16 protein-coding genes and 1 pseudogene are annotated in these 14,461 nt (G+C 38.5%); 7 read left to right on the top strand and 10 right to left on the bottom strand.

Annotation, left to right across the window (positions count from 1 at the left end; translation table 11 throughout):
* Window positions 1–632 precede the first annotated feature (632 nt).
* Window positions 633–1,034 (top strand): hypothetical protein, encoded by a 402-nt coding sequence (locus tag CWB72_RS19320; protein WP_138569093.1) that lies wholly within the window; start codon window positions 633–635, stop codon window positions 1,032–1,034.
* A gap of 140 nt (window positions 1,035–1,174) precedes the next feature.
* Entirely contained in the window at window positions 1,175–1,837 is a 663-nt protein-coding gene (locus CWB72_RS19315) for a GntR family transcriptional regulator (protein ID WP_138569094.1), read from the top strand.
* A 22-nt stretch (window positions 1,838–1,859) separates the two neighbouring features.
* On the opposite strand, the gene CWB72_RS19310 is transcribed toward CWB72_RS19315, so the two are convergent.
* The 7 genes from CWB72_RS19310 to CWB72_RS19280 all read right to left on the bottom strand — a co-directional run bounded on the left by CWB72_RS19310 (window position 1,860) and on the right by CWB72_RS19280 (window position 10,899).
* Window positions 1,860–2,234 (bottom strand): PH domain-containing protein, encoded by a 375-nt coding sequence (locus CWB72_RS19310; protein WP_138634796.1) that lies wholly within the window; start codon window positions 2,232–2,234, stop codon window positions 1,860–1,862.
* A 2-nt stretch (window positions 2,235–2,236) separates the two neighbouring features.
* Window positions 2,237–3,136: an ABC transporter ATP-binding protein gene (locus CWB72_RS19305; RefSeq protein ID WP_138634793.1), complete on the bottom strand. Its 900-nt coding sequence runs from the start codon at window positions 3,134–3,136 to the stop codon at window positions 2,237–2,239.
* A complete protein-coding gene (locus CWB72_RS19300; protein WP_138634790.1) occupies window positions 3,133–3,942 on the bottom strand; it encodes an ABC transporter permease subunit in 810 nt (269 codons plus the stop codon). Before CWB72_RS19300 ends, CWB72_RS19305 begins: the two co-directional genes overlap by 4 nt.
* Window positions 3,943–4,059: 117 nt before the next feature.
* A complete protein-coding gene (locus tag CWB72_RS19295; RefSeq protein WP_138634788.1) occupies window positions 4,060–5,874 on the bottom strand; it encodes a M2 family metallopeptidase in 1,815 nt (604 codons plus the stop codon).
* 122 nt (window positions 5,875–5,996) lie between these two features.
* Window positions 5,997–6,434, bottom strand: coding sequence for a hypothetical protein (locus tag CWB72_RS19290; protein ID WP_138634785.1), 438 nt, complete (start codon window positions 6,432–6,434; stop codon window positions 5,997–5,999).
* Between the two features lie 152 nt (window positions 6,435–6,586).
* The gene (locus CWB72_RS19285) at window positions 6,587–9,721 is read right to left on the bottom strand and encodes an efflux RND transporter permease subunit (protein WP_138634782.1); all 3,135 of its coding nucleotides are present in this window, start codon (window positions 9,719–9,721) and stop codon (window positions 6,587–6,589) included.
* A gap of 2 nt (window positions 9,722–9,723) precedes the next feature.
* Window positions 9,724–10,899 carry an efflux RND transporter periplasmic adaptor subunit gene (locus tag CWB72_RS19280; RefSeq protein ID WP_138634779.1) on the bottom strand — a complete coding sequence of 392 codons (1,176 nt, stop codon included), beginning with the start codon at window positions 10,897–10,899 and terminating at the stop codon, window positions 9,724–9,726.
* A gap of 266 nt (window positions 10,900–11,165) precedes the next feature.
* Here CWB72_RS19280 and CWB72_RS19275 point away from each other — a divergent pair, with 266 nt between their 5' ends.
* On the top strand, window positions 11,166–11,417 hold the full coding sequence (locus CWB72_RS19275; protein ID WP_138634776.1) for a YkgJ family cysteine cluster protein: 252 nt from the start codon (window positions 11,166–11,168) through the stop codon (window positions 11,415–11,417).
* Here CWB72_RS19275 and CWB72_RS19270 read toward each other — a convergent pair whose 3' ends face one another.
* On the bottom strand, window positions 11,418–12,170 hold the full coding sequence (locus CWB72_RS19270; RefSeq protein ID WP_130256845.1) for an SDR family oxidoreductase: 753 nt from the start codon (window positions 12,168–12,170) through the stop codon (window positions 11,418–11,420).
* A gap of 201 nt (window positions 12,171–12,371) precedes the next feature.
* On the opposite strand from CWB72_RS19270, the gene CWB72_RS19265 reads away from it, so the two are divergent.
* The 4 genes from CWB72_RS19265 (at window position 12,372) to CWB72_RS19255 (ending at window position 13,883) form a co-directional block, all read left to right on the top strand.
* On the top strand, window positions 12,372–12,893 hold the full coding sequence (locus CWB72_RS19265; RefSeq protein WP_138634773.1) for a hypothetical protein: 522 nt from the start codon (window positions 12,372–12,374) through the stop codon (window positions 12,891–12,893).
* On the top strand, window positions 12,886–13,020 hold the full coding sequence (locus CWB72_RS20760) for a tetratricopeptide repeat protein (RefSeq protein WP_212747908.1): 135 nt from the start codon (window positions 12,886–12,888) through the stop codon (window positions 13,018–13,020). Before CWB72_RS19265 ends, CWB72_RS20760 begins: the two co-directional genes overlap by 8 nt.
* A 16-nt stretch (window positions 13,021–13,036) precedes the next feature.
* Entirely contained in the window at window positions 13,037–13,369 is a 333-nt protein-coding gene (locus CWB72_RS19260; RefSeq protein ID WP_138634770.1) for a hypothetical protein, read from the top strand.
* 115 nt (window positions 13,370–13,484) lie between these two features.
* Window positions 13,485–13,883, top strand: coding sequence for a hypothetical protein (locus CWB72_RS19255; protein WP_138569105.1), 399 nt, complete (start codon window positions 13,485–13,487; stop codon window positions 13,881–13,883).
* Window positions 13,884–13,932: 49 nt separating this feature from the next.
* Here the strand turns inward: CWB72_RS19255 and CWB72_RS19250 are convergent, their stop codons facing one another.
* The gene (locus tag CWB72_RS19250) at window positions 13,933–14,139 is read right to left on the bottom strand and encodes a hypothetical protein (RefSeq protein WP_138634767.1); all 207 of its coding nucleotides are present in this window, start codon (window positions 14,137–14,139) and stop codon (window positions 13,933–13,935) included.
* Between the two features lie 44 nt (window positions 14,140–14,183).
* A pseudogene (locus CWB72_RS20660) lies at window positions 14,184–14,461 on the bottom strand (substrate-binding domain-containing protein); the annotation flags it as partial.

Here is a 14,461-nt window from a genome sequence, read left to right as displayed (position 1 = left end):
TGAAACGAAACAGCGTCGATGATAGTGTGGGCTTCCCATGTGAAAGTAGAACATCGCCAGGGCCTAATTAAAGAAACCCGTTGCAGTAATGCAGCGGGTTTTTTGCGTTTATGGTGCAGAATTTTCGCATCGATATGTAAGAGTCTCAGCGCTTGTTAAAATGGATTAATTCACCTTGCGCAAAAGAAGCGCTCTCACTGTGTTCGCAGTCGCTAATTTTGCACCATAAGCGAAAGGTGAAGAGAGTAGCCTTCACCGAGCTTAATCTTGACGGCCTCAACTCCAGCTAAACTGGTTTATCTCATCTTGCGCAAAGCAAATGTTTTCGCTTCGATCATTGTCATTAATACTTTGCACTATTTCACTGCGTTCGCAGTCGCTAATTTTGCACCATAAGCGAAAGGTGAAGTGAGCAGCTTTCACAGTAGTTACTCACTTCATTCTGAAACACTTTTCACACGCGTAAATAATTACACCCTCAACTCCAGCTAAACTGGTTTATCTCACCTTGCGCGAAAAGAATGTCAGCGTTTCACGCTGTGTCATTAACCTTTCGCACTATGAAACAATCTCATGAGCTTTTATCTATCTAATATGCTGTAATGGTTAAACAATAGTCATAAGGAACTCTAATGAAATCAATCTTATATGTCTTTTTCTTAACTATTTCATTATCAGCTTTTGCTAATCCATTGAAGGGGACTTGGGAGTATGTCAGTGGTGAATATGCAACACCTGATGGAAATGTTAAAGCTGAAGCGCCGGCAGTTACTTCGACTCGAATCGTTTCTGATACACACTTCAGTTATATTACACGCCACTCAAATAAGTTTGCTTATGCAGGTGGAGGCACATATGTTATCAAAGATAACTATTTTATTGAGACAGTGGAGTATGGCAATTTAGAAGATTATATTGGTAGGACTATGGCCTTTACCTATAGAGTCGAAGGTGATCTTTGGTATCACACCTTGTATGAAAATGGTAAGCTCGTTGAGAGTGAAATCTGGAAAAGGGTACCAAGCAAACTTTAAAATACCTTTATTACTCTGAATCTTAGAAAGTTATTGAAAATGTTCTGTAATTAAGTAAAGTACACTATCGCTTTTTAGAAGTTATATTGTAAGCAGTATTTACGTGTATATTGAATGCTAAATGCTGTTCAGGGGTTAGTATGAGCATAGAGCATAAGACAAGAACTCAACTTGTTGCAGAAGCAATTAGAGAGAAAATACTTTCTGGTGAGATTAAAGCTGGGGAACCATTAAGACAAGCTGCTTTAGCTGAAGAATTGAACGTGAGCAGAATTCCCGTTCGAGAAGCGTTACTACAATTAGAAGCTGAAGGCCTTGTTAATTTTGAAGCTCATAAAGGTGCTACAGCGACACAATTGAGTGCAGATCAAATAGATGAAATATTTGATTTACGTGCTTTGCTAGAGGCAGAGTTATTAAGCCATTCTATTCAGAAACTTACTCCTCGTGATTTATTAGAAGCAGAGGCTGTTCTTTATGATTTAGAAGAAGCAGTTGAACGTGGCGATACTCAGCTTGCCACTGGTAAGTTAAATGCCGAATTTCATGGTAAATTGTATAGCAAGGCTGATAGACCGCAAACTTCAGAGCTTGTAGATATGTATAGTAAAAATTCAGAGCGATATGTCAGAATGCATATACTTCTTGCTGGAGGTTTTGCTACAGCGCCTGAAGAGCATAGAACATTATTAGAATTGTGTAAAAACAAAGATATCGAACAAGCCTGTGCTTTTCTGAAAACACACATACTAAGCGCTAAAGAAGATATCAAAGCACTTTTAATAAAAATGGAACAAGAGTAATAGAGCGGCAATGCCGCTCTTTTCATAACGTGTATTTACTTATTATTTTATACACTTCATTAATATTATCACCAGCTTTAAACTCTTTGACTAAAGGTTCAGTTTCAGAACCAACCCAAAGCTTTAATTCTGCATCCATATCAAAATGACCCGCAGACTCTTTACTAAACTTTGTTATCTTGTTGTAAGGAATGGTTAGTATCTCCATTTTTGACCCCGTAACGCCTTGTTTATCGATCAAGATAAGGCGCTTATTGGTAAAAACAAACATATCACGTATAACTTGATAAGCCTTTTCAATAACTTCACCTTCAACTAAGCTATCAGCTAGTAACTCTTCTGTTTTCTCACTGTTAGCTTCACTCGCATTGCCCATTAAACCACTTAGTAATCCCATAACTATTCCTTATTGAACAGTTCATTCTCTAATGTATTACCGTTTATTAATTGTCGGTATTGCCATTTTAGTTTATGACAATGTTTGAGTAACTGTATATCAAATTGTCTATTATCGGCCTTATATTCAATAACAAACTCTTTACTTTGAGTTTGTTGTACGTGGGTAACATCTTGTAATTGTTTTAGGTGATCAATAGCTTGAAGAGGTTCTTTGCATAGTTGTAGGGTAATATAGTTATGTTCACCTTGATAATTGTACGTCTGATGTTGAGTAAGTACACCTTGCTCTAGGTACAAAATATGATTACACAGTCTTTCTAACTCACTTAGATCATGTGAGCTGAGTATAAAGGTTGCCTGATCACTTAAATCTGCAATGATATTACGAATTTCTCTGGCATTAACAGGATCTAAACCAGCCGTTGCTTCATCTAACAAGATTACTTTTGGGCTGTTAATTAATGCCTGAGCAATGCATACTCTTTTTCTCATACCATGCGATAGTTCAGAAACCCGAGAGTTAAAGTTATCTTTTAAACCTACGAGCTCTAAAACTCTATGAGTATCTTTTAAAGCTGCATGTTTGTTCATACCTTGAAGTCTTGCATAGAAGCAAAGCTGCTTTTCTAGAGAGAATCGTGGATCTAATTGTGCGTCTTGCGGTAGTGCTGATAGTTTATTAAAAAGAGCAGGATCACCTAATTTGTGGCCTAGTATATTTACTTCACCACTATCAGGTTGTAAATAACCACACAACACGCTAAAAAGTGTTGTTTTACCTGCACCGTTAGGTCCAATGAGAGCGGTTGTTTTACCTGCTTCGATCTCAAAAGTAACATTATTGAGTGCTTGTTTACTACCAAATGCTTTATTTAAATTTGTGACAGCAATCGCATTCATAGGGCCCGTTTCCTTAAAACTGTTGCTGCCAAAGTTAACCAAGCAATACTTTGAATTAAAGGTAACAGCCAGTCGAAAAATTTAGTTTCAGTTTGCCCTGCAATACTTGTTATTTGCTCACCAGGAAATAAATAGAATAGGGCATGAATAAAAGACACATAACTTGCTAGGTAAGTTATCAGGCCTGAGCCGAGCGTGAAAAGTAATATTGCAGTGACAATACTAAGCCTTGATGAGCTAGTTACAATGTTTAAAAATGCCATCAAAGCAATAAATGGCATGGCTATAATCGCAAGTTGCATACTCAATTTCACAGCTAGAAAAAAACCATTCGGTGCTAAGCTTGTATCTCTGTATGTCATCATGGCAAGTGTTGCGATTGAGGTTGCAGCAATTAGAAGAATTATAATGAGTAATTGACCTAAAAAGCGGCCAATAAGAATCTCATCTCTTGTGCACCTTAGTGAAAGAAAGCGCAGAGTGCCCCTTTCTCTATCACCTACAGTTTGGTCTGAGCTGATGAATAGACTAAAAATCGGGTAGCTATATAACGAAATTATCCAAAAAATAGCAAACTCAGCTTCAGGCCATTTTACAAGCTCTCTTAAACCAATAGCCCCCGCGATTTGTTGTGCTATATCAGAAAACTCAGGGCTATTAAGAAACGGAACTGCATGGCTAATGGGGTACTTTAGGATCATAATCCACACCATTGAAAATGCGGCGAGCGCTAATAGGCCTCTTTTTGTTGCAAACAGTCGTGTTAATTCAAACTGCGTAATTTGCCATACTCTAAATACAGACATAGATTCTCCTCTAACTTAGGGTAACAGTAGCTGTTACTGTATTTAAATTAAAGGGTTAAATTGTTTCAGAGTATGGCAATGGTTACATTCTAACCAAATGGTTGATTAAAAATGCTTTTACCAACCACATTGACGATTTTTGTTTTGCTCATCTAAATATTTTTGTAATGGAGCGAAATAATCTAGGATGGCAGTTGCATCCATTTGCTGATTATTTGTCAATGTTGCTAACGCTTCTTGCCATGGGCGACTGCTACCCATCTTAAGCATGGCATTTAAACGTTCACCAGCTTCTTTTGAGTTGTAAACAGAGCAACGGTGAATAGAACCTTTATTACCAGCTATCTCACATAGAGCTTTGTGAAATTCAAATTGTAAGATATGTGCTAAGAAATAACGTGTATATGGTACATTGCCAGGAACATGATATTTAGCACCCGGATCAAAATCGTTCTCCGTTCTTGCGATTGGCGCAGTAACACCCTGATACTTCTCACGAAGTTCCCACCAAGCTTGATTATATTCTGCAGAACGTATTTCTCCTGAGAATACTTTCCAGCGCCATTGGTCAACTAATAAACCAAACGGAATAAATGCCACCTTATCTAAAGCCATTTTCATCAACAGACCTATATCTTTTGACTCATCAGGTACTGTGTCTAATAGACCTATTTCTTTTAAATACCCAGGTGTTACAGATAGTGCTATAGTATCACCAATTGCCTCATGGAAACCGTCATTCGCACTTTCTTGGTAATATACAGGCTGAGTATTGTAGGCACGTTGATAGAAGTTGTGACCTAGCTCATGGTGAATTACAGAAAACTCTTCGCCTGTACGTTGAATACACATTTTGATACGTAAGTCATCTTTTGCATCTAAGTTCCATGCCGATGCATGACATTGCACATCTCTGTCTTGTGGTTTAGTAAATAAAGAGCGGGTATAAAATGTGTCAGGTAAAGGTTCAAAGCCCATTGAGGTGAAGAATTTTTCAGCACCTTTTACCATTGTTAGCTCATCATAATTATGCTCAGCTAAAAGCTCTGTCACATCATAACCTGGATCCGAATTTTCTGGTGCAACGATATCATAAATATTACCCCAAGTTTGTGCCCACATATTACCTAACAAATGAGCTGGAATAGGTTGGTCTTGCGGTACCTTATCTTCTCCATATTTCTCGCCAAGTTTCGCGCGAACATGGCAGTGTAAAGAATCATACAGCGGCTTTACTTGACCCCAGATACGGTCTAATTCTGTAGCAAAATCGTCTGCTGGCATATCATATTTACTGCGCCACATCGCGCCTGTATCTGCATAACCTAGTTCTTTAGCGCCTTGATTCGTTAAGTCAACTTGTGCTTCGTAAAGTGGACGCATTGGTTTAGACACTTGGCGCCAACCTTGCCAAGTATCTAGTAGTTCTTCGTAATTGCGAGAGGTCGCCATTTTCGCTGTCATATCGCCAAGACTCATACATACATTGTCTTTGCAATATTTTCCTTTACCATACATGCCATCTAATTCAGCTAAAATTCCAGCAAGCTGCTTTGATTTCTCGGCATTTTGAGGGGCTGGTAATGTTAAAGCTAACTTAAGCTTGTCCATTTTACGGCGGTTATCTTCACTTAAGTTAAGAGCGTCAAACTTCGCAGCTTCATTTGCAAGGCGAACAACAATATCGGTATATTCACGATTAACATCAGCAGATAAGCTAGCGGTGTCTTCGGTTATAAAATTTGCATAGATCCAGGCTGCGCGTGAGGCTCTAGCATTTAAATCTACAAGAGTCTGCGCTGATTGCGCTAAAAAAGCTTCAGCATCTTTTTCGCTTAATGCTGTATTAGTGTTGCTAGATTTACAGCCAGAAAGGGCGAGGGTGCTAGAAACAAGTATTGCACCTAAACTCAATTTGAACTTGGTTGTCATGTTATATTCTCAGTTGTTGTTTTAAACCGAGAAATGATAGCAGTGGCAAATGAAAGCGACAATTAATCGCGATAAAGAATAGAGTTGTAAAACAAAAAAGCTGGTTAAACCAGCTTTAAATATTATCTTGCAAACGGGTCTGGGTTGACTTTATCAACGTACCATTTGCCTTTCTTACGAATCATTTGAACGCTGCGCATATCGTCAACCTGCTCACCTCGCAGCATACCAGTGAATACCAAGTTAACTTTAGCATCATCGCCATATTGTTCACGAAGACTTTGGTTTGTCATGTCGACTTCAATTGTTACAGAGTCATACTGTAAATTGATTAAATTTCTAGCAAACTGTTTCGCAGTTCCATAAGAGCGCATTATTCTACCCATTTTCGGCGTTGCGAGCTGTATCGCTGCATCAAAGTCTTTCTTGTTATAGATGGCATCAAAATACATAGTTGCTACGAAGCCAGGATTACTTTTGTCGCCTCTTGTAGATTCATCCGAGCCGCAACCAAAAAGAATAACGAGTGCAAGAAAGAGTACAGTGGTGATTTTTGTCATAATTAGAAAATCTTTTAAATAACTTAACTTAGTGTGTCTTCTTAAGTTTATTTTGTAAAGCGTATAAGAAAACTTTGAGAAACAAAAAAAGCTCGGCACTTACAATGCCGAGCTTTTTATCAGTTATCAAGATTAATTGTTTAGCGAATTTTCTAAATTCGCATTGACTGCATTATCGGTTTGTTTTTCTTACGAAACAAACCTTTGATATCTTCTAACACTACATACTGACACGGTATTAAAATCAAAGTAATGACTGTTGCAAACAAAACACCAAACGCAAGAGATACTGCCATTGGTATAACTATTTGAGCTTGCAAACTAGTTTCTGTGATAATTGGTACTAAGCCAATGAATGTTGTTAAGGAGGTAAGTAAAATAGCTCTGAAACGTTTGCAGCCGGCCTCTACAACAGCTTGTTTTAACGCAATCCCTTCTTCTCTGGCTTTGTTAACAAAATCTACCATGACCAGCGAATCATTTACTACCACACCTGCAACCGCGATGATCCCGAAGAAAGAGAGGCTACTCATTGTCATGCCCATTACAACATGACCAAAGACCGCACCAACAACACCAAATGGGATCACAGACATAATCAATATAGGTTGCGAGTAAGAGCGAAGCGGAATAGCAAGAAGTGCAAAAATGATCATCATTGATAGCGCAAAATCACGAATTTGCTCAGCAACACTGTCCATTTCTTCTTGAATTCGACCAGCAACGCTACTTTGTACACCAGGGTAGTTTTTCAATAAAGAAGGCAGGTATTCATCACGAATTTCTTCAGCAATTTTGAACGGCTCAGCTTGGTTTGTATCTACTGCTGCCCATACATTGATTGTACGTTTAGCATTTTCACGGCGAATACGACTTACACCGTCAACTAAATTGATTTTAGCAACTTCTACAAGAGGTACTTCTGCACCCGCTGGAGTAATGATGCGGACATTTTGTATGTCACTGATAGAGTTACGAGACTCTTTAGGGTAGCGGATCATCACTTTAACTTCTTCACCTTCACGAAGAATACGTTGTGCTTCTAATCCGTAGTAACTAAAGTTAACCTGAGATGCAACATCAGCTAGAGTTAAACCCATACTGTATGCAAGAGGTTTTAACTCTAACTGAACTTCGTCTGTTGCACTTTGCATAGAGTCGTTCACGTCACCTACACCAGCCATAGAGTTCAGTTTTGCCTTAAGCTGTTCAGCAACTTCTTTTAACTCATCTTTATTCTTACCTTCAAGTCTGAAGCTAATGTCGCCATCATCTCGGCCACCATTCATGATGCTATCTTCGATGTTAAGTGTTTTAACACCTGGTAAAGGCGGCATTTGTTCGCGCCACATGGCACTTAATGCGAAAGTGTCGATCGGGCGAAGGTCAGGTTCAACTAGGATTGCCATGATCTGAGCATTGGTTCTACCTCGTAGGCTAACCGACAGATCACGTACCATTTTCTGGCCATACTTAGCTTCGACTTGTTTATCGACTTCTAAAATAAGCGCTTCAACTTTTTGCGCAGTTTCAAGTGTCGCAGTTTCAGAGCTTGAGAGATTCATCTCTATTCTTACTTGAGGGAAGTCATGCGGAATTTTAGGGTTTGCGACAAACTTCACTAATCCACCTGCAAACATGCCTGCAGCAACGATGAGTACAGTTAAGAAACCAACAATTACGGTGTAACGGTAGTGAATACAGCGTTCAATAAATGGGCGGTAAAGGTTTTCAATAAAGTTCTTAAGACCCCCGTCTAAAATCTCACGTAAACGGTGGAATGGGTTTTTAGGATTACTCGGCTTATCTTTCATCGCTGCTAAGTGAGCCGGTAGGATTAGTTTAGACTCAACTAAAGAGAAAATAAGGCAAAGAATAATGACACAACCAATCGCTTTAGAAAAAGCCGCAGCTGGGCCTGTGGCTAATGTTTGCGGTAAAAACGCTGCTACAGTTGTCAAAACACCAAAAGTTGCTGGAATTGCAACGCGTTTGACACCACGTACTACATTATCAAGGCTATGGCCTTTCTTTTCTATTTCAGCATGAACAGATTCACCCACTACTATTGCATCATCAACCACAATACCGAGAACTAAAATGAATGCGAATAAAGAAACCAGATTAATGGTGACATCTAAAAAGCCCATCGGCATAAACAAAAATGCACCAAGGAAAGAAACTGGCAAGCCCATCATTACCCAAAATGCCAGACGAACACGTAAAAATAGCGCAAGCATCAACATAACTAGAATACCACCCCAAATCATATTCTCGATCATCATATTCAAACGACCATCTAGGTAGTATGTTAAGTCAATGAAAGGCTCTATTTGGACGTCTGCTGGTAGCGTTTTATTACGCTCAGCTAGGTATCTTTTAACTGTATCAGCAACTTTGGTAATATCTTGATCTTTTGACGCTCTTAGCTCAAATGTTAGTGAATTCTTGCCGTTGTATTTTGAAAATTGTAGGCCTTCTTCAAAACCATCTTTAACCACAGCAACATCACGCAAGAAAATTTGTGCGCCATCTTCTAGCGTTTTTAATGGTAAGCTTTCAAACTCTTGGCCTCGATAAGCTTGGTTTTCGACACGCATTGAAATGTAACCATTATCAGAGCGTATTTGCCCAGCAGACATATTGGCAGAAAAGGCACGTACTGCAGAAGATATATCTCTGAAGGTTAGGCCATATTCGCGAAGTTTATCAGGGCTAACTTCTATACCTATTTCGTAGTTTAAACCGCTGAAGAAACTCAAAAGGTTTACACCAGGAAGCGCCAACATTTCGTCATGCAAGGTGTTCCCAAGTTCTTTTAGTTCTGCATTGCTCAAGCTACCGCTCAAAGACATCCACATCACTTCTTGCTCAAATTTGTCGTATCGAACGATAGGGCGCTCCATACCTATTGGGAAACTCGAAATCGAATCAACCTGCATTTTTACTTCATCAAGCACTTCTTGTGGGTTGTAACCTTCCTGAACTTGAATCCAAGTTTGCGAAAAACCACGGTTAGAGTAAGTGATCAGTCTTTTTATCCCTTCAAGGCCTTCCATTGATTCTTCGACTTTGATGGTTATGCCTTCTTCAACCTCTTGAGGCGCAGCGCCCGGGTAAACTGCTTGGATACTTAACCATGGGCTTTCAAATTGAGGAAACATCTGTTTGCGAATAGAAAACGCCGTTAAGATGCCTCCTACTAATATAAATATCATTAATAAGTTCGCCGCAACGGGGTTGCGTGCAAACCAGGCTATTAGCCCTTTTTCAGTTGATGTACTCATGCTTATTCCTCCTTCAGTGCAAGCTGCGTTTCAGGAGTTGAAAGAGGAGAATCGTCAGTTCTTAGTTGCATACCCTCAGTAGGATACTCTAGAGCAGAAGTGATTATCTGAGCGCCGTTTAATAAGCCATTGTCAATGATAGCCATGCCATTTGATTCACGAATTATATTCACAGATTTAAAACTCAGCGAGAAATCATCATTCAGGACTGCGACTTTATTATCTTTGACTAAATGTTGAGGAACTTGTACTGCATTTGCAACAAGCGCACCTTCGATAGAAGCATTTAAGTAAGCACCGAAGCGAAGAGGTTTTGAATTATCAGAATAGGGTTGTTCAATTTGAGCAACTAAATAGATCATACGACTACGTTGATCAATAACACCTTCACTTCGTACAACGCTACCTTGCCAGGTAACAGATTTGCCAGCGACTTGTGCTGTAAGTGATACATTGGCATCAACACCTTGTTTTGGGAGGTATTGAAGTTCATGGTCAGCAACGGGCAGACGAATTTCAGCCACAGATGTGGAATTTAAAATACCAAATTTACTACCAGGGTTAACCACGCTACCTAAGCTGACAACACGGCTCTCGATAATAGAGTCATAAGGCGCCTTAATGTATGTGCGCTCTAAATTACGCTTAGCACGCTTAACACTGGCCTGAGCTGCTTTGAAACGAGCAAGTTTTTCTGCAAGTTGCGGCTTACGTAAATACAGTTCTGAAGGGATGGTTTCAATGGCGTTATTTTTAATGCGTTGCCATTCTTTTTTTGCAACATGAGCTTGCGCTTGTTCAATTTCTAGTGCTGAGCTGGCTTGAGCTAAACTTGCTTCAGCTTCAATTAAGGCTGCTTCATAATCGTTTGGATCTATTCGGGCTAAAATATCCCCTTCATTGACAAACCCACCTTTAACAAACTTATCTGAAAGCTCAATAATTTGACCACTCACTTGAGCAACTAACTCGGTCGTATATTTGGGTTTAACAATACCGTAAGACTCAACATTTAATCGCATATCTGAGATTGAGATAGGTGAAGCTTGCACCAGTGGATGAATAACTTTTTCAGGTTTTTCTTCAGGAGCTTGTTTCATTGATGATAAACCAATGAACACTGCAACACCGCCTGCTAATACCGCCAAGGGTAAAATGATTTGTTTTTTACTAGCCACAATAATAGTCCTTCCGACGATAGAACACCGTAATTGGTCTCTATTCTATTAATTTACATAGTGAGAATACTTGAATAGATGTTTCTAGGTATTTATATGCCGTAAGAAGATGTAACAATCCGTGTATTTCTGACATAGTTATTTACATTTGCAGGTACAGCTCAACTACTGACTATAGTTGCGTTTTGTTGATTAATTTTATCAATGTCAGCATTACTGTAAATGTGCTAATATTGGCGGCTTATTTTTGTCAAAGAGAGAATAAAGTGGAATGTCGATTACATTGTGGTGCTTGTTGCATTGCGCCAAGTATCAGTTCTAGTTTTCTTAATCACCCTAATGGCAAGAAAGCAGGGGAGAGGTGCAAAAATTTGTCAAATGATAACTTATGTCAGCTTTTCGGCAAGCCTGAAAGGCCTTCGGTATGTCACAACTTTAAAGCGGTTGAATGGGTATGTGGAAAAGATCAGCATCAAGCAATGCAAATCTTAACCGAACTTGAAAACTTAACGAATTGATTATAATCCACCGGCTAAGTCAATAAAATTCCCTGTCGCATAAGATGCTTTATTAGACGCTAACCAGTATATTGCCTCTGCAACCTCTTCTGGCTCCCCCCCTCTTTGCATAGGTAATTTTGATTTAAGCCTATCAACTCTATTGGGCTCACCGCCATCAGCATGCATGTCAGTATAAATTAGACCTGGTCTGACGCAATTAACGCGAATACCTTGAGCTGCGACTTCTTTAGCAAGTCCAATAGTTAATGTGTCTATAGCGCCTTTACTTGCCGCATAATCAATATACTCATTTGGCGCGCCCGTTCTTGAAGCTGCTGAAGAAACATTAACGATACTTCCTCCATTTCCACCAAAATCAGACGACATTGTCTGTACGGCATATTTTGAGCAGAGAAAATAGCTCAAAATATTACCGGTTAATATTTGAGTGATCCTTTCCTCATTTAAATCTACGAATCTAGATTGTGCTCTTAAAATGCCAGCGTTATTAATAAGCACATCAATAGACCCAAGTTGTGATGAAATCGTGTCAAATAAAGCCTGTACTTCAGATTCTTTATTGACATCAGCCTGGATAGCAATCGCTGAACCGCCATTGAGTATAATTTCATCAACTACGTTATTCGCAGCGCAGTTATTTGAAAGGTAATTAACACAAACAATGTAGCCATGCTTTGCAAATAAACGTGCGGTAGCTGCGCCAATACCACGGCTGGCGCCTGTTATGAGAGCAACTTTCTTCTTAGCCATTTTGTTTCCTTATTAATTTAACTATCACAAACTTCTCAATCATCATGTAGAACTAGAGTGAAATCTAAAATAAAGTCATCGAGCTGTAAATCTTAACCTTTTAGGTATTGAGGTTTTTGGGTTATTTATATTTTTTAGAGCAAGTAATTTTGCGAGAGTTTACTATTATTGAGTAAATAACAGTTATTAAATACTTACCTAATGAAGTTTTTAGTCTTTTGCTTTTGTCTGCCTTTTTTAGTTAAAGCAAGTATTTCGGTTTCTGAAAAAATTCAAGAAGCAAAAGATTACCTAACGGTAAACCCTGCTAAAACATTGCTACTTTTAGATGAAGTGGCTGATTTAGAAAAAATACCGGATCAGCAGCTTATACATTGGCACTTGATAAGAATGAGAGCTTCGGTACCGACAAATCAACTAGAAGTACTTCATAATTCTTTAGAGTCAGTTTTCCATCACCATGAACATCCATTCTTTAAAGCAAACCTCACATCTCTTCTTAGCGGGGTAGGTATTTATTTAAGAAAAAAACAGTTTTTAGAAGATGCAAAAATAAGTTTAGAGTGTTCACATAAATATGCTAAGAATGACAGGCAAAAATTAACATTAACAAATAGCTTAGCCTTAGTCGCTAGGCAACAAAATGATTACTCCAGTGCAAGGGTTCTTTATAGAAAAGCAAGAGAATTAGCAATTGAAAGACAAAGTCATAGCAATGATTGATAATAATTTAGGCATGATTGAGTTTGATGAAGGCAATTTTAATCAAGCAGAGTTTTATTACAGGCGAGCTTTAAAGGGCTATCGGTCAATAGATAAACGTTCAGGTGTTGTTACAGCGGAGTATTAATCTATTGTTTGCTTTCATGTTGCAAGATAAATTAATTGATTATCAACGATTATACTCACCAACCGCCACGGTTACATTGGCATTTCCAAATCAGTCAAAACAAGCATTGTTATTTTGGATCCATCAGCGCTTTTTACAGTTACAAGGAAGTAAGTTATCTATCAATACTATGAATAAACTCGTGAAAGCATACAAGCAGTTGGAAGATGCGAAAGTTAGAATGCATACTCACGATTATATAGCTGCAGATATGAACATCGAATTTACAACTGCTACTAAAAAGGTACACGTGGGGTTTAATAGGCCTTGGTTTGAACTTGTGAAACGTTGTGATTGGATTGTTGATTAATATAGAGCTCAATTTCATGAACACTAATCTCGATATATCATCAATTACAACGTTAAGGGGTGATTCATCTTAGATGAACTATAATTATTTGATGATAACATTTAATGACTAAAATATGGTTAAACAAATAATTACATCGTTGATTTTGCTTTTAAGCTTCAAACTATCCGCAACTAGTGAAGTTCTAACACTAGATAAAGTTAATGTGCAAGATATCGAGTTTGCGTTTGAAAATGATATAAATCTCTACCCTGACGTTAGTGAATTTAAAATTAATCATACAGTATTAATGAGTAATGAAATTGGTGAAAGGTGGGGGGTTTTGACCATTACGAATCAATCTAGTGGACGCAGACAACTACAAGATAAACACATTATGGCTTTATTCGCAGACGGGACCAGACATATTCCTACCGATTTTAAGCAAGTATTCAACGGCAATGAAACGCAGTCTATTACCTTAAATTTTGGGAAACATAAATTTCCAATACTTTCTATCTACACTAGGAACTAAAAATTCACTGTACAAGTATCGTAGTTAGCCCTGTTACAAAGATGAAAATCTAGGTAAGATCTCTTTTTATAGGTTTTTCAATAAACATCAGGTAGTTATACATCATTTCGGTACTTTTTATGCCCATTTCAAAGGGTTTTTGTCCTAAGTTCTCTGTTGCTAGACCCTGTTTCAAAGCTTGAAGTTGGCTATGCTCAGTGTCAGCAGAAATAATGAAAAATTGATCTTTGGTTATTTTATCTTGGTAGGCTTTCATTGTGGGGATGTAATTAGGGTTAAATTGAGCGAAACCCGCAACAGCTAAAAAATAGGAGAATGATCGAGGGATGAGAACCGTTTTACTTGCTCTAAAGAAGCCTCTCTTTTACCCATAGTATAAAGTGGGCACCTAGGATGTTCAATCCGACCATGCTCTCCTGATAAGCGCTTTTTACTTTGGCCAGATAATGCTTGGCGCACACCCGACAATCGAGCGTTAAGATTCGGCGTTGTTTGATGAGCCGATTGTAAACAAATGCTTTGAACATCAGCTCTTTTGTACTTTTTTGCAAGCTTACCTAACCTGAGCTGCGCATAAG

It is taken from the genome of Pseudoalteromonas phenolica (assembly GCF_005886345.1).
Classification (GTDB): Bacteria; Pseudomonadota; Gammaproteobacteria; order Enterobacterales; family Alteromonadaceae; genus Pseudoalteromonas; species Pseudoalteromonas phenolica_A.
Note: the sequence above shows the minus strand (reverse complement) of the source record. Positions and strands in the feature narration are given on the sequence as shown.

What these genes read in the sequence shown, in the direction of transcription:
- CWB72_RS19320 (WP_138569093.1), top strand. Translation starts at nt 633, where the DNA reads ATGAAATCAATCTTATATGTCTTTTTCTTAACTATTTCATTATCAGCT.
- CWB72_RS19315 (WP_138569094.1), top strand. Translation starts at nt 1,175, where the DNA reads ATGAGCATAGAGCATAAGACAAGAACTCAACTTGTTGCAGAAGCAATT.
- CWB72_RS19310 (WP_138634796.1), bottom strand. Translation starts at nt 2,234, where the DNA reads ATGGGATTACTAAGTGGTTTAATGGGCAATGCGAGTGAAGCTAACAGT.
- CWB72_RS19305 (WP_138634793.1), bottom strand. Translation starts at nt 3,136, where the DNA reads ATGAATGCGATTGCTGTCACAAATTTAAATAAAGCATTTGGTAGTAAA.
- CWB72_RS19300 (WP_138634790.1), bottom strand. Translation starts at nt 3,942, where the DNA reads ATGTCTGTATTTAGAGTATGGCAAATTACGCAGTTTGAATTAACACGA.
- CWB72_RS19295 (WP_138634788.1), bottom strand. Translation starts at nt 5,874, where the DNA reads ATGACAACCAAGTTCAAATTGAGTTTAGGTGCAATACTTGTTTCTAGC.
- CWB72_RS19290 (WP_138634785.1), bottom strand. Translation starts at nt 6,434, where the DNA reads ATGACAAAAATCACCACTGTACTCTTTCTTGCACTCGTTATTCTTTTT.
- CWB72_RS19285 (WP_138634782.1), bottom strand. Translation starts at nt 9,721, where the DNA reads ATGAGTACATCAACTGAAAAAGGGCTAATAGCCTGGTTTGCACGCAAC.
- CWB72_RS19270 (WP_130256845.1), bottom strand. Translation starts at nt 12,170, where the DNA reads ATGGCTAAGAAGAAAGTTGCTCTCATAACAGGCGCCAGCCGTGGTATT.
- CWB72_RS19265 (WP_138634773.1), top strand. Translation starts at nt 12,372, where the DNA reads ATGAAGTTTTTAGTCTTTTGCTTTTGTCTGCCTTTTTTAGTTAAAGCA.
- CWB72_RS20760 (WP_212747908.1), top strand. Translation starts at nt 12,886, where the DNA reads ATGATTGATAATAATTTAGGCATGATTGAGTTTGATGAAGGCAATTTT.
- CWB72_RS19260 (WP_138634770.1), top strand. Translation starts at nt 13,037, where the DNA reads ATGTTGCAAGATAAATTAATTGATTATCAACGATTATACTCACCAACC.
- CWB72_RS19255 (WP_138569105.1), top strand. Translation starts at nt 13,485, where the DNA reads ATGGTTAAACAAATAATTACATCGTTGATTTTGCTTTTAAGCTTCAAA.
- CWB72_RS19250 (WP_138634767.1), bottom strand. Translation starts at nt 14,139, where the DNA reads ATGAAAGCCTACCAAGATAAAATAACCAAAGATCAATTTTTCATTATT.